Raw genomic sequence first — 13,318 nt, 5'->3', positions numbered from 1 at the left:
GCACAGTTCCGGGCCCTGGTGACCCGGGACCGGGGCTGCGCCCGACCGGGCTGTCACCGCAGGCCCCGCTACTGCCAGGCACATCACGTGACGGAATGGGCCGACGGTGGCCTGACAGACCTGGGCAACACGGTGCTGCTGTGCCTGTTTCACCATATGGAGGTGCATCACGGGGGCTGGTCGATCCGGATGGTGCACGGGATCCCGGAGTTCATCCCACCCAAGTGGCTGGATCAGGAGCAGGTCCCGATCCGCAACCTCGCCCATGTTCTCCCGCATGAGCAGGCCGCCTGACCGCGACGACCTCGACCGTCATCGCGGCCACCGGCCCGCCCGGGACCTCTGCCAGTGCCACCCCGGGTCTGAAGCGCTGGCAGTACGGCGGCGTCACCACCGGCGGCGGGGTGAGCAGAGGTTCCATGCCGGATGGGTGTTTTCGCTGCCGCAAACCTCACCAAGGTAATGCGAGGAGCGAAAATATCCATCCGGACCACCTGAAACCCACCCACCCGTGACCACCCAAAGCCGAGCAGAACGACTACAGAACACCCTTGGTGGACGGGATACCACCGGCGCGCGGGTCAGGTTCGGTCGCAGTGCGCAGAGCACGGGCAACAGCCTTGTACTCGGCTTCGGCGATGTGGTGCGGATCCCGGCCGTGCAGCACGCGGACGTGCAGCGCGATCTGCGCGTGGAACGACAGCGAGTCGAACACGTGCCGGGTCAGCACGAACGGGTAGTTCCCGCCGATGGTGAACGCGTTGAACTGCTCCGGCTCGCCGAGGTGCACGCAGTACGGCCGCCCAGAGACGTCGATCGCGGCGTGCGCGAGGGTTTCGTCCATCGGGATCCACGCGTCGCCGAAGCGCCGGATGCCGCGTTTGTCGCCGAGCGCCTGCCGGATCGCCTGTCCCAGCACGATGGCGGTGTCCTCGACGACGTGGTGCGCGTCGATGTGGATGTCGCCGGTGGCCTCGACCTTCAGGTCCAGCGAGCCGTGCACGCCGAACGCGGTCAGCATGTGGTCGTAGAACGGGACCCCGGTGGAGATCTCCACCTCGCCCGTGCCGTCCAGGTCGAGCTGAACGCTGATGGACGACTCCTTGGTGGTGCGTTCCACTTTGCCGATGCGGGTCATCGCGGGACCTCCTTGCTCGCCTCGAGGAAGGCGTCGTTTTCTTCCGGCGTCCCGATCGACACGCGCAGGTGGTGCTCGATGCCGATGTCGCGGATCAGCACCCCTTGGTCCAAATAGGACTTCCAGCTCGCCGTCGGATCGGCGAACTGGCCGAACAGGATGAAGTTCGAGTCACTGGGAACGGGCGTGAAACCCAGTCCCTGCAACGACTGCGCGACCCTGTCCCGTTCGGACGCGAGCTTCGCGACCGATGCGAGCGTCGCGTCGGCGTGCCGCAGTGCCGCCCGCGCGGCGGCCTGGGTCAACGCCGAAAGGTGGTACGGCAGCCGGACGAGCTGCAGCGCGTCGACGAAAGCCGGTGCGGCGGCGAGATAACCGAGCCGCCCGCCGGCGAACGCGAACGCCTTGCTCATCGTCCGCGAGACGATCAGCTTCGCCGGGAACTTCTCCAGTAGCTCGACCGCGCTGGGCTGCGACGAGAACTCGGCGTACGCCTCGTCCACGACCACGATGCCCGGCGCGCTCTCCAGCAACAGTTCCAGCTCCGGCAACGGGATCGAGCCGCCGGTCGGATTGTTGGGACTGGTCACGAAAACCAGGTCCGGACGCCGCTGCGCGATGACCTCGGCCGCTGCCGTGGTGTCCAGCGTGAAATCCGCCCGGCGCGGCGTCGGCGCCCATTCCGTGCGCGTGCCGGACGCGATGATCGGGTGCATGGAATACGACGGCTCGAAACCGAGAGCCGTCCGACCGGGACCGCCGAAGGCCTGCAGGATCTGCTGCAGGATCTCGTTGGAACCGTTGGCGGCCCACACGTTCCGCTCGTGCACGAGCACCCGCGTCGACACCGAGAGGTAGTCCGCCAGGTCGTGCCGCAGCTCGACGGCGTCACGATCCGGGTACCGGTTCAGCGAAGAAGCCGCCACGCGCACGGCTTCCGCGACATCCGCGACGAGCGCGTCCGGCGGCGGGTACGGGTTTTCGTTGGTGTTGAGCTGAACCGGGACGTCCAGCTGCGGCGCGCCGTACGGGCTGCGGCCGCGCAGGTCGTCGCGCAGCGGGAGGTCCGCCAGCGTCACCTCATCGAGCGTGGTCACTTGGCGTCCCCCTCGAACCTCGCGGTGATGGCCTCGCCGTGCGCGGGCAGGTCTTCGGCGTTGGCCAGCGCGACGACCATCGACGCGACCTCGCGCAGCGCCTGCTCGCCGTAGTCCACGACGTGGATGCCCTTGAGGAAGCTCTGCACGGACAACCCCGAGGAGTGCCGCGCGAAACCGCCCGTCGGCAGCACGTGGTTGGAGCCCGCGCAGTAGTCGCCGAGCGAAACCGGCGCGTACGCCCCGACGAAGATCGCGCCGGCGTTGCGGACCTTGGCCGCCACCGCGCGGGCGTCGGCCGTCTGGATCTCGAGGTGCTCGGCGGCGTACGCGTCGACGACCTTGATGCCGTCCTCCACCGTGGACACCAGGATGATCCCGGACTGCTTGCCGCTCAACGCATCCGCGACGCGCTCGGCGTGTTTTGTCTCCGAAATCCGCTTCGACAGCTCGGCGTCGACGTCGTCGGCGAGCGCCTCGGAGGTGGTGACGAGCACGCTGGCGGCCAGCGGGTCGTGCTCGGCCTGGCTGATCAGGTCGGCGGCGACATGCACCGGCGACGCCGTTTCGTCGGCCAGGACGGCGATCTCGGTCGGCCCGGCTTCGTTGTCGATGCCGATCAGGCCGCGCAGCATGCGCTTGGCCGCGGTCAGGTAGATGTTGCCCGGCCCGGTGACCATGTCGACCGGGGTCAGCTCGGTGCCATCGGTGTCCGTGCCGCCGTACGCGAGCAGCGCGACGGCCTGCGCGCCACCGACGGCCCACACCTCGTCGACGCCGAGCAGTTCGGCGGCGGCCAGGATGGTCGGGTGCGGCAACCCGCCGAAATCGGCCTGCGGCGGCGAGCAGACGACAAGCGACTCGACGCCCGCGGCCTGCGCCGGGACGACGTTCATCACCACCGTCGACGGGTACACCGCGAGCCCGCCGGGCGCGTACAACCCGACCCGCTCGACCGGCACCCAGCGCTCGGTCACCGTGCCGCCGTCGACCACCTGGGTCGTGACGTCGGAGCGGCGCTGGTCGGCGTGGACCTTCCGGGTCCGCTCGATGGCCTCTTCGAGCGCGGCGCGCACAGCGGGCGCCAACTCGGCGAGGGCGCTGGTCAGCAGCTCACGCGGGACACGGACGGTCTTCGGGCGGACGTGGTCGAACCGCTCGGTGTACTCCAGGACGGCTTCGACGCCGCGTTCGCGGACCGCCTCGACCACCGGTCGTACCTGATGCAGCGCCGCGTCCACGTCGTACTCGGCGCGCGGCAGGGTGGCGCGTAGTTCGGCGGCGGACGGAACCTGCCCACGCAGGTCGGTGCGGTTCAGCATGGGTCAAGGGTACGAGGTGGCCCTCCGGGGCATACTCCGTGGGAGGACCGTCCCACAATGAAGGAGTCAGCAGTGCTGCGAATCGGGCTGTGCCAGCTCACGTCGAGCGACGATCCCGAGACCAACCTCAAGCTCATCCGTGACGGTGTCGCCACCGCCGCGGCCGACGGCGCACGGGTCGTGCTCTTCCCCGAAGCGACCCAGGCGCGCTTCGGCGGGCCGCTCGGGCCGATCGCGGAACCGCTGGACGGGCCCTGGGCGCAAACGGTTGCGGGCATCGCGGAGGAGTTCGGCGTGCTCGTCGTCGCCGGGATGTTCACCCCGTCCGACGACGGCCGCGTGCGGAACACGGCGTTGATCACCGGGCTCGGCGAGCACCGGGGCTATCACAAGATCCACCTGTACGACGCGTTCGGCTTCCGCGAGTCCGACACCGTCGCGCCCGGGACGGAACTCGTCACGGTCGAGGTCGACGGGGTCAAGCTCGGTGTCGCCACCTGCTACGACATGCGGTTCCCGGAGCTCTTCCGCGCGCTCGCCGACGGGGGCGCGGCCGCTGTCGTCGTGCCGACGTCCTGGGGTGCGGGCGAGGGCAAGGTCGAGCAGTGGGAGGTCCTCGTGCGGGCCCGCGCGCTCGACTCGGGCTGCTGGATCCTCGGCTGCGACCAGGCGGATCCGAAGGCGACGGACACCGAGGTCAACCCGAAGGCCCCGACCGGCATCGGCCACTCGATCGTCTCCGACGGCTTCGGGCACGTCCACGCACACCTCGGCGCGGGGCCTGAGGTCGTCGTCGTCGACATCGACCCCGAGCTGGCGACCCGCGCCCGCGCCGCCACTGGCGCCCTCACCAACCGCCGCCTCTGACGTTCCGAATATGTCGACAACTCTTGTTAGGTTCGCTAACAAGAGTTGTCGACATATTCGGAAGTTTCAGAGCTGGGGTTCGGGGACTAGGCCTTCTTTGATGGCGATCATGGTGAGGCCCGGGCGACGGCGTTCTCCGGTCTTGTCCCGGATGCGGTCGAGATAGGACCGGACAGTCCGGACGCTGATGCCGAGGATCGACGCGATGTCGACGTCCCGTTCCCCCGCCGCGACCAGCTGCAGCACTTCGCGCTCGCGCTTGGACAGGTCCAGCTTCGGCCCGGCGTTCGTCGTCTGGCTCGCGTTGAGGACCATCGACGCCAGCGTCGGCGACACATAGGTGTTGCCGACCGCGATCGTCCTGATCGCGCGCAGGATCTCCTCGCCGTCGGCGTCCTTCGACAGATACCCGTGCGCCCCCGCGGCTATCGCGCCGAGCACCTCGTTCTTCCCCGCATGCGCCGAAACCACCAGCACCCGATGTCCCATGCCGTTGACCTCGAGCACCGCGGCCGCGTCGGCGACCCCGCGCAGCTTGAGGTCGAGCACGATCACGCTGCCGACCGGCTGACGGCAGACCGCGAACCGCGCCACCGAGTCGGCCACCGCGCCCAACTCGATGTCCTCGGCCTCGTCGAGAACCCGCGCGACGGCCTCCCGATACAGCGGATGATCCTCGATGACCCCCACCTTGATACGTTCCACGATGCGTCCGCCCTCCTTCGCCTTCGTGAGCAGTTGCGTCATTTCAGCCCGCTCCACCGGCGGGACCCGCGAACCCGGCTGCCTTGACCGGGTCCAGCGCGGGGCCGGTCGGCACCAGTGCCAGCAAGCCACCGGAAACCGGTTGCTTGGCCATCGCGCCGTATCCCAGTGAGGTTAGCGCCTGCGAGTTCACCACCGGATACTTCATGCCCAAGTCAGTCACCAAATAAACCGTGCCCGTCCCAGATCGGTCCGCGACGATCGCGCCACCGGACGGCGGCACGTACACCTCGTCGGCCACGCGGGCGTCCGCCCGGTTGACCACCGGAATGCTCTTCGCGCCGTTCGGCAACGGCACCTGTCCTGACACGGTAATCCTCGAAGCACCCGTTCCGGTGCCTTCCGCGCAAACAGTCACTGTCGCACCGGTAACGGCGACGGCCGCCGGGATGCGCTCGGGGTAGTCCGCCGCGTCCGCGCCGCCGGCGCCAGGCCCGGGATCGCCCGCCCTGGCGACGTTCGCGATATTCGCCGCGGCGACGACGAGCGGCTCACCCGGCGCGCCGTCGTAGGCGTCGCCGTTTTCCGGCGTCTGCATGATCAAGGCGGCTTCGGTCTGGCTGATGACTTCGACACCGTCGCTGCGCACGAGGTAGTAGCCGGCGGGTGTCGGCGGCGAGGTCACCGAGTCGCGGACGACCAGCACCTGGCCGATCTTGCTCGGCTCGCCACCGATCCGCGGGCCCGCGCGCCCGGCGTCGGGAACCTCGATGAACCCCAGGTCACGCCCGGCGGGCACGGTGTTGATCCAGCGTCCGGAGACGACGACGGGCACGCGCTGGTCGTAACCGAGAGCAGCGCTCGCGTCGGCGCTCAGGCGGAACCGATGGCCGGCGGAGACGAGGTAGCGCTCGCCGGTGGGCAGGCGGACGAGGACGCCTTCGCCGCGGGCGAGCTCACGGCCCGTAGCCGCCGCGCCGAGCAGGACCGTCAACGTCGGTTCGGCGCCCGACGGTGCGTCCTGAGTAGTGCGGGAGCAGCTGTTCCACGGCGTCGTGACGAGACCGGCACCGCCGGGCAGCGAGTCCGGTGCGCCCACGATGCCGACGGTGGCGCCACGCGGCGCGGTGGCGAGATTCTTCGCCGGGACCGTCACCGTCCCGTCGCCGTTACCGCCCGCGAGCAGCCGGGCGGAGGCGTAGTTGAGGGCCGGGTGCAGCGCGTTGTCCTGCCCGAGGACGAACCGCGCGCCGGTGCCCTCTTCGACGATCACGTGCCCGCCGGAGAGCCAGTCCTTGCCGCCGGACGGCTTGAGCAAACCGATCACCCCGAACACGGCCGTGATCAGCAACGCCACCCCGACGCCGATGGAAGTACCGAGAATCAGGCGCCGGCTGGGCGAAACGGGATGGTTGGCGTCGGCCGCGACCAATGCGGAAACCAGCCTCCGGCGCAGGAACTGGTACGCCTGGATCTGATCACGCTGTGTCCACACCCAGTGCTCCCCGAGTTCCCAAACCTGACTTGGACCCCGATGCTAGGCGTCGCACTCATCCGATCGTGTGGGCAATTTTTCCGGCAGAGCGACCAGGAAGTCACCTATACCGTTGAATTCACGCGCGAAAAGGGGAGAGCTGTGTCCGTTGACGCTCGTATCGGCACCCAAGAGACAACGACAACAGGTCCCCAGCGCGCTTCGGCGTGGGCGTGGATCCTGCCGGTGCGGCCGCTGCAGCTCGCGATCTGGGAACTCGCCGGGATCGCGGTACTGCTCGCGATCGGGCTCGACCACGTCGCCCAGCCGCTGTGGATCACGATCTGCGCACTGGCCGCCGTCGCGTTCCTGACGACGTCGATCCGGATCTCCGGACGGCATCTGGCGGGGTGGGCGCTGATCTGGATCGGCCACCGCCTGCGCCAGCACGACAACCGCCGCGACAGCTCCGACCCGCTGCACCGGATCGTCGGGCCCGTTCGCGTCCGGCAGCACGTCGACCGCGCGGGCAACCGGTTCGGCGTCGCCGAGGTGGACGGCGGCTGGACCGCGATCGTGCGGCTGACCGGGCCGGTCACGCCGGAGCCGGACGCGTTGATGGCGATCCTGCGGGAGACCTACCGGCAGACCGACATCCCGCTCGCGACAGCGCAGCTGCTCACGTGGACGGTCCCGCGCGAGGACGGTGAGCCGTTCCGGGCGCACTGGTTCGCCGTGCGGTACCGGCCCGACGAAGCCCCGATCGCCGCGCTCGCCCGCGGGGGCGGCGAAATCGGCGCGCTGCGCAGCACCGCGTGCGCCGCGCTCGGCCTGATGGGCACGCTCGCCGAAGCCGGTTATGAGAGCACGGTGCTCGAAGCCGGTGAGCTCGGCGAGGAACTCCGGGTTTCGCTCGGCGTCGAGCGGCAGGGCACACCGGAGATCACGGACAGTTGGCGGACCTGGTCGGCCGGGGCGACTTCGCAAGCCTGCTTCGCGCCGCGATCCCGGCAGGACATCGGCCGCGCGTTGGATCTTTCGTTGCCCACGGCCGCTTTCACGGCGTGCTCGTACACGCTGCGCCGGACTCCCGCGGGCAAGGAACGGTCCGAGGTCACGCTGCGCGTCGGCTCCCGTCAGGGCGACCTGCCGAGCGCCGCCGACCTCGGCCTCCGGGTCGTCCCCCTCCACGGCCGCCACGCCGCCGCCATCCGCCGCACCCTCCCTCTCGCCCTGGACGTCTAGCCCCGGCCCTCCGCCATCTGTCGACAGAACGCGATCTCTCGGTTTCCAAGAGATCGCCACCTGTCGACAGATGGCGGGGCGGTCAGCGGCGGCGGGCGCGGAGGATGGCGTCGGCGACGTGGATGTTCTCGCCTTCGTGGGGGTGGGCGGGCCGGCGCCGTTCCTCGGCGACGACGATTTCCCACTGCCCGGGGTCCAACGACTTCGCGACCTCGTCGGCGGTGAAGAACATGTCCGGCGGCCGGTGCGCGGCGACGTGCAGGTCGTTCATGCAGTGGCCGACGATCAGCAGCGTCCCGCCGGGCGCGACGGAGTCGGCCAGCCGGGCGAACAGCGGTTCGCGGTCGGCCGTCGGCAGGTGCATGAATTGCGCGGTGACCAGGTCGAAGTGCCCCGCGGAAGGGGTCCATTTGGTCAGGTCGGCGTGCACCCACTCGACGCCCTCGGCCAGGTCTCCCAGATGGCCGGCGGCGCGGTTCAGGGCGACGGTGGAGAAGTCCACGGCCGTCACCTTCCAGCCGCGCGAAGCGAGCCAGAGCGTGTCGCCGCCTTCGCCGCAGCCGACATCGAGCGCGGTCCCCACCGGCAGGTCGGACGCCTCGTCCACGAGCTGCTGGTTCGGCTGCCCACTCCAGACGGCGGTCTTCTCGCGGTAACGCTCTTCCCACGACTGCTCGTCGAACATGCTCGAAACTCCTTGTCTAGGTGTGTTCACAGGCCGTGGCGGCGGTTGCCGAGTACCAGCTCGGAAACCTCGCGTTCGGTTTCCGCGGAGAAGACGCGGTGGGCGGCCACGGCGTCGCGGGTTTCCTCGTCGATGAGGTCCATGTTGATGGCGGCGGCCGTGGTCAGCCCAGCGGCGGCGGAAACGATCACCTGGGCCTTGAAATCCGTGACGTTCCCCGCCACCCAGACGCCGGGCACCGCGGTCGCGCCGGTCGGGTCGGCGGGCACGGTGCTGCCAAGGACGAACCCGTTGAGCTCCTGCACGACGGGCTCCAGCCCAAGGGAGGCAAGGACATCGGCACGAGCGGTGAACCGCGGCGCGACCACGAGTGCCTGTCTCGGGAAGACCTCACCGGAGGTCAGCCGGACGCCGGAGAGCCTGCCCCCGGCGGTTTCCACCGCGGCGACCTGCCCGTCGACGACGGCGATCCGGCGGGCCGCGAACTGCTCCGCCTGCTCGGCGGTGAGCTCGACGGCGGCGTTCAGGAACAGCGTCACGTCCGCGCTCCACTGCCGGAACATCAGCGCCTGATGGAGCGACATCGGCCCGGTCGCGAGGACGCCGATGGCCCGGTCCCGCACTTCCCAGCCGTGGCAGTACGGGCAATGCAGGACGTCGGTCCCCCACAGCTCGGCCAGGCCCGCGACCTCGGGCAGCTCGTCGGTCAGGCCGGTGGTCACCAGCAGGCGCCGCGCGAACACCGAACCGCCGTCGCCGAGCTCCACCCGACCGAGCTCCACCCGACCGAGTTCCACCCGACCGAGTTCCACCCGGAAACCGCCTTCGAGGGCGCGAGCCGCGGTCGCGGAGCCGGTCACGATCTCGCCGCCGTAGCCCTCGACCTCGCCGCGGCCGATGGCCAGCAGCTCACCCGGCGGCGTGCCTTCGCGGCCCAGGTAGTTGTGGACGTGCCCGGCCGGGGCGTTGCGCGGGGAGCCGGAGTCGATCACCAGCACCGCGCGCCGCGCCCGAGACAGCGTCAACGCCGCGCTCAGCCCGGCCGTCCCACCGCCCACGATCACTACGTCGTATTTCTCTCGTTTCGTCATGAAACCGACTGTGCACGACAATCACGAGAACTGGCAAACTACCTTGCCGAAGTAGCAACTCTCAGCCGCGGACGGCCTCGTAGATCCCCGCGATCATGGCGACCATCGGCACGAGCGAGAGCAGGCAGAGGAACTCGGAGATGTCGAGCAGCCTCGCCCAGTACGGCGAACGGTGTCCACGCGCCACCCGCCCCGCGTAGACCAGGCAGATCACCGCGGCGACGACGACCGTGAGCCCGGCCGCGAACAGCATCGAGCGCGCGTCGCCGGCGGCGAGCCAGATCCCGGCGCTCACCAGCGACGCCAGCCCGAAACCGACCAGCACCAGCCGCTGCACCGTGCCCGCGTACGAGCGCGACCGCAGCATCCAGGCCAGCCCGAGCAACGCGACGAGCCCGGCTTCCCACGCGCCACCGGACTCGACCAGCACGATCGACGACGCCAGCACGACGAGCCCGAGCGCGATCAGCAGACTGTTCAGCAGCCCCTGGGCGTGCGAGGTCTGGCCGACCATGTCGTCGCCGAGGGAAGGCTGTTCGTTGGCACGGAAGGAATCCATGTCGTCGGGCACCCGCGGCAGCGGCAGCCTGCCGAGCCGCAGCGCGAGCATCGGCGCCACCGCGGCCAACGCCGTCGCGAGCACGGCGACCACTCCGGCCGCGCTCTCGGGCCGCGTGCCGGCGAGCAAAACGATCGCGGTCGTGATCGCGCCCATCCCGGAAGACACCGAAACCGCGACGAACCACGGCAGCCGGTCGGCGACCGAAACCGCCGCGAGCACACCGTAAACCGTCACCGCCGCGAACCCCGCGGCCAAGGAACCCGCCGTCGTCGACACCATCGCGTGCGGCGGCAACGCCGACATCCCGGCGAGAAACGCGGCGCCGACGCCGGCCAGCGCTCCGGCCGCTCCAGCACCGGCGTCGCCGTACGCACGGCTCAGCGCACCACCACCGAGCAGCAACATCAGCGCGAGCAAGCCAGTCCCGATCGGCGCCAGCACGGTTCCCGCGTCGGCCGCCTGCAGAAGCGCCGCCGCACCAAGGAGAAGCACCACCGCCGCGCCGATTCCCGCCTGGCGCGCGACTTTCGGTCCCCAGGCGCCCGTGCCCGACTCGGCGACGCTGGCGATCGAGTCGATGACGTCGTCGAACAGCAGCGGGCCGCGAGGCCGTTCGCGCGGGGTCAGGTGGAGCACCTCACCGTCGCGGACCTGCGCGGCGGCGACGGTCAGTCCCAGCGCCAGCGGCGCGCCGCCGAGGCGGGACAGCACCCAGCCCGGATGGTCGGCCGCCGCCTGCCCGGACGCGGCCGCGAGCCGGACCAGCTGCGGGACGAGCTCGGCGAAAGTGCTTTGCGGGGGCAGCGCGACGTCGACTCGCGCGCGCGGGGTGACCACGGTGACCCTGCGCGTGGAGCCGGCGTGAACCGTGGCGGGAACCGTCATGAGTCGAGGGACCTCGCCGATTCGATCACCGGGGCGAACTTCGCGTTGCTGGCCTCGGCCAGTTTCTGCAGGCCGTTGTTCACCGCTTCCAGCACGATCTCGCCGAGGTTCCGGGCGTCATAACGGCGGATGGCCTCCGGGTCGATGTCGACGGCGCTGAACCGGCCGTCCCCGCGCAGCACCACCGTGACCTCGTTGCCGCGCGAATGGCCCTTGATCTCCATCGCTTCGACGGTCCGCTGGATGCGCTGCACCTCTTCGGTCTGCCGCCGCACCTGCGCCAGCAGCTCGTCCATGTCCGGCATCGCGTAGGGATCGACGTTCACTGTGTATCTCCTTGTGTATCAACAAAACTCAGGGTGCCGCCGGAGCGCACATGGAAGCTCGCGACGAACCGCTGGAACTCGCCGACGACCGGCTCCGACTGCTGAGGGGCCGAAGTGCAGGCGAGTTCGACGATCACGCGGTCGCGGCGCCCGGCCGTGCCCGGCACGGTCAGATGCACCTGGGACTGCACGAGTTCCTGCCCGCTCCCGCTCACTATCCGCAGCACCTGTGCCACGCCGTTGTCCGGCGGTGCGCCGACTTCCCGGCGGCTGAGGACATCGAGCTCGGCCATCGACCTGCCGAGACGTTCCACGGCTTCGTCGGCGATCTCGAGGATCGTGGCGGCGTCCGGGCGATGCCGGACGCTCAGGGTGATGTTCGGCGTGAAGTCGCCGCCCGAATCCGGGCGCACGGCGACGAACGCGGCCGAGGGCGCGCCGGCCTTCTCCGGGTCGACCGGGGTCCAGCCGTCCGGTACGTCGAAACCGAACGGCAGGGAGATCCGGTCCTGTCCATTGTCGACTGTCATCACCACGACTCCGCATAAGCCGTTTCCACAAAGGACGCCGCGCCGTCCCACATGGACCCGATGGCGGTGGCGGCGTCGCTCGCGGCGCCACTCACGCCGTCCACCACGGCACCGCCGTACTCCTCGGCGGTTTCGTACATCTTCGGGAGGTCGATGTCGATCTTCGCGCCGACACCGAAGCCCAGGCCGAGCGCGGCACCCGCCTTGAAGTCGACCTTGACGTGCCCGGCGTCGTACACGGCCTGCGCGTCGAGCTGCGCGCCGAGGCCGTACTGCAGTGTCCCGCTCGCGCCGACGCCGACACCGGCGACATCGGCCGCGACCTCACCTTCGACCTTGCCACCGACGAACCCGTTGAGATGCGCGCCAACACCGTCCGCACCGGCCTGCACCGCGAGATTCCCTTCAGCACCAACGAAAACCGACGCCTTGCCACTGGCTTCGGCGACACCGTATTCCAGTTTCCCGTCCACGCTCTCGTGGAGCGCGGCCAGTTCCACATGCCCGGCGGCCTTGGCGTCCCAGCCCTGGGAAGCGACCTTGAAGTCCCATCCCGGGGTGATCCCGTTCTGCTCGCCCCGCCACTTGGCGTAGGTGATTTCCGTGTTCTGCCAGGCTTTCCCGCCGAGCGTGGTCGGCTCCGGGCGTCCGAACGGAGTGTCCCCGGCACGCGGGGCGCGAGTGCCTTGGAGCCCGTCCCAGGTGAGCTTCTTCCAGCCCGAGTTCCCGAACCATGACGGCGAAGAACGCGGCCTGCTGCGGCCGTCGAGTGGTTCGCCGTTGACCCAGTGCAACGCGCCGGTGCCGTACTTGCCGAACTCGTGCTCGACCCGCCCGATTTCCACTGTGGACTCCGGAGGGAACAACTGCGCCAGCGTCACGCCCAGCTGGTTCGCCGCCGCTTTCGCCGCCGCCACAAGGGATTCACCGAGTTGACGGGCCGCCGTGACGAAGTCGTTCACCGCGCTCGCCGACGCCGTCCGCGCCGGGTTGGTCAGCTGGCGCGCGTACTGGTCGAACCGCGCGAGCGCCGAATCGACACTGGCGCGAGCCGTGCGCAACGCCGTCGCGGCACCGGTGAGCGCCATCGCCTGCGCGTCCAGTTTGACCCCGACGGCCCCGAGTTCGGTGCCGATCTTGCCGCTCGCCGCGGCATAGGCGTCGTACGCGGCACCTTCCCACGCCGCGTGCAATCCGGTCGCCGCGTCCACGACTTCGCGTGACTTCCCGGAAACCGTGCTCGCCTGCCCACCGCGCCGCTGTGCCACCGCGGTCAGCGCCCCGGGATCGCCGGTGACCCGCCGCTGGTACTCGACGCCGACGTTCCGGTAGCTCGCCAGGATCGAGGCGACGATGCCGGACGCGTCGACGACTCCCCCGCCGGTCACGCG

At 70.0% G+C, this 13,318-nt stretch carries 13 protein-coding genes and 1 pseudogene; 3 read left to right on the top strand and 11 right to left on the bottom strand.

The window, feature by feature from the left end; genetic code table 11:
• Positions 1-294 (top strand): annotated as a pseudogene (locus VGP60_RS02960) (HNH endonuclease signature motif containing protein); the annotation flags it as partial.
• 244 nt (positions 295-538) lie between these two features.
• Here the strand turns inward: VGP60_RS02960 and hisB are convergent.
• Genes hisB through hisD form a run of 3 tightly spaced genes read right to left on the bottom strand, consistent with a single transcriptional unit; the run spans position 539 to position 3,557 of the window.
• Positions 539-1,138 carry an imidazoleglycerol-phosphate dehydratase HisB gene (gene hisB, locus VGP60_RS02955; protein ID WP_327546254.1) on the bottom strand — a complete coding sequence of 200 codons (600 nt, stop codon included), beginning with the start codon at positions 1,136-1,138 and terminating at the stop codon, positions 539-541.
• A complete protein-coding gene (locus VGP60_RS02950; RefSeq protein WP_327546253.1) occupies positions 1,135-2,235 on the bottom strand; it encodes a histidinol-phosphate transaminase in 1,101 nt (366 codons plus the stop codon). The genes hisB and VGP60_RS02950 overlap by 4 nt, the downstream gene beginning before the upstream one ends.
• Positions 2,232-3,557 carry a histidinol dehydrogenase gene (hisD, locus tag VGP60_RS02945; protein WP_327546252.1) on the bottom strand — a complete coding sequence of 442 codons (1,326 nt, stop codon included), beginning with the start codon at positions 3,555-3,557 and terminating at the stop codon, positions 2,232-2,234. Before hisD ends, VGP60_RS02950 begins: the two co-directional genes overlap by 4 nt.
• 72 nt (positions 3,558-3,629) lie before the next feature.
• Between hisD and VGP60_RS02940 the strand changes: the two genes are divergently transcribed.
• Entirely contained in the window at positions 3,630-4,424 is a 795-nt protein-coding gene (locus tag VGP60_RS02940) for a carbon-nitrogen hydrolase family protein (protein WP_327546261.1), read from the top strand.
• Positions 4,425-4,490: 66 nt separating this feature from the next.
• Here VGP60_RS02940 and VGP60_RS02935 read toward each other — a convergent pair whose 3' ends face one another.
• Together VGP60_RS02935 and eccB are read right to left on the bottom strand one after the other, a co-directional pair.
• Positions 4,491-5,171 (bottom strand): response regulator transcription factor, encoded by a 681-nt coding sequence (locus tag VGP60_RS02935; protein ID WP_327546251.1) that lies wholly within the window; start codon positions 5,169-5,171, stop codon positions 4,491-4,493.
• A gap of 1 nt (position 5,172) precedes the next feature.
• Positions 5,173-6,624, bottom strand: a complete 1,452-nt coding sequence (eccB, locus tag VGP60_RS02930; protein WP_327546250.1) for a type VII secretion protein EccB — start codon at positions 6,622-6,624, stop codon at positions 5,173-5,175.
• A gap of 141 nt (positions 6,625-6,765) precedes the next feature.
• Here eccB and VGP60_RS02925 point away from each other — a divergent pair, with 141 nt between their 5' ends.
• The gene (locus tag VGP60_RS02925) at positions 6,766-7,848 is read left to right on the top strand and encodes a type VII secretion protein EccE (protein WP_414640280.1); all 1,083 of its coding nucleotides are present in this window, start codon (positions 6,766-6,768) and stop codon (positions 7,846-7,848) included.
• A gap of 82 nt (positions 7,849-7,930) precedes the next feature.
• Here VGP60_RS02925 and VGP60_RS02920 read toward each other — a convergent pair whose 3' ends face one another.
• From VGP60_RS02920 to VGP60_RS02895, 6 genes are all read right to left on the bottom strand, one after another.
• Positions 7,931-8,533 (bottom strand): class I SAM-dependent methyltransferase, encoded by a 603-nt coding sequence (locus VGP60_RS02920; RefSeq protein ID WP_327546249.1) that lies wholly within the window; start codon positions 8,531-8,533, stop codon positions 7,931-7,933.
• Positions 8,534-8,559: 26 nt separating this feature from the next.
• Positions 8,560-9,624, bottom strand: coding sequence for an NAD(P)/FAD-dependent oxidoreductase (locus VGP60_RS02915; protein WP_327546248.1), 1,065 nt, complete (start codon positions 9,622-9,624; stop codon positions 8,560-8,562).
• Between the two features lie 61 nt (positions 9,625-9,685).
• Positions 9,686-11,071 (bottom strand): type VII secretion integral membrane protein EccD, encoded by a 1,386-nt coding sequence (gene eccD / locus VGP60_RS02910; protein WP_327546247.1) that lies wholly within the window; start codon positions 11,069-11,071, stop codon positions 9,686-9,688.
• A complete protein-coding gene (locus VGP60_RS02905) occupies positions 11,068-11,397 on the bottom strand; it encodes a YbaB/EbfC family nucleoid-associated protein (RefSeq protein WP_327546246.1) in 330 nt (109 codons plus the stop codon). The genes eccD and VGP60_RS02905 overlap by 4 nt, the downstream gene beginning before the upstream one ends.
• Positions 11,394-11,927 carry a hypothetical protein gene (locus VGP60_RS02900; RefSeq protein ID WP_327546245.1) on the bottom strand — a complete coding sequence of 178 codons (534 nt, stop codon included), beginning with the start codon at positions 11,925-11,927 and terminating at the stop codon, positions 11,394-11,396. Before VGP60_RS02900 ends, VGP60_RS02905 begins: the two co-directional genes overlap by 4 nt.
• Positions 11,927-13,315, bottom strand: a complete 1,389-nt coding sequence (locus tag VGP60_RS02895) for a hypothetical protein (protein WP_327546244.1) — start codon at positions 13,313-13,315, stop codon at positions 11,927-11,929. Before VGP60_RS02895 ends, VGP60_RS02900 begins: the two co-directional genes overlap by 1 nt.
• Positions 13,316-13,318: the final 3 nt, after the last annotated feature.

Origin of the sequence: Amycolatopsis sp., from assembly GCF_036008905.1 — a bacterium.
Lineage (GTDB): Bacteria > Actinomycetota > Actinomycetes > Mycobacteriales > Pseudonocardiaceae > Amycolatopsis.
This window is presented reverse-complemented; position numbering and strand designations above follow the sequence as displayed.